Source organism: Rhizobium sp. 01T444, from assembly GCF_056398305.1.
In genome coordinates this window covers 1-520 of the sequence record NZ_JBFTPD010000414.1, presented here as the reverse complement: position 1 = coordinate 520, position 520 = coordinate 1, and the positions used below count along the sequence as shown (strand labels likewise).

The 520-nt window shown below is 63.9% G+C and carries 1 protein-coding gene; it reads left to right on the top strand.

Going from position 1 to position 520, the window contains the following annotated elements; translation table 11 throughout:
* Positions 1 to 154: 154 nt before the first annotated feature.
* On the top strand, positions 155 to 520 hold a 366-nt coding region (locus AC1DTN_RS39225), incomplete at its 3' end, for an ATP-dependent DNA ligase (RefSeq protein WP_477925654.1).

Sequence of the window (520 nt, the reverse complement as noted above, 5' to 3'; positions counted from 1 at the left end):
GTCTTCTTTGGGTCGTCTGCCATTCCTGTCTCCTTCGTGACGTGATGATCGAGGAGCCTGCGACGCAGGRCCGCCCGGGGATGTAGGAGGCGGCCATATCCGCGGCGCGGCGATGGGCGACATCGCGATCTGGTGACGTGCAGCATGCTGCCCCATGCACCTCGCCGACGTTGCCCCCATGCTCATCTCTTCGCGGCCCGTAGACCTATCCGAGCCGGGGTGGATCTATGAGCTCAAGTTCGACGGCTACCGCCTCCTGGCTGAATTCGGGGCCGGCACTGTCGAGTTGAAGACGCGCAGCGGGGCTGACGCYACCACCTGGTTCCCAGAGRTCACRAAGTCGCTGGCAAGCATGCACGGTGGTCCATTCATCACGGACGGAGAGGTTTGCGTGCTCGACGAYTTGGGTCGCAGCAACTTCGACCTGCTGCAGATCCGCGCGCGCCGGCGGCGCTGGCATGAAGGCGCGGACCCGGTGACCTATTGCGTCTTCGATCTACTGGTTCACCGGGGCATAGAC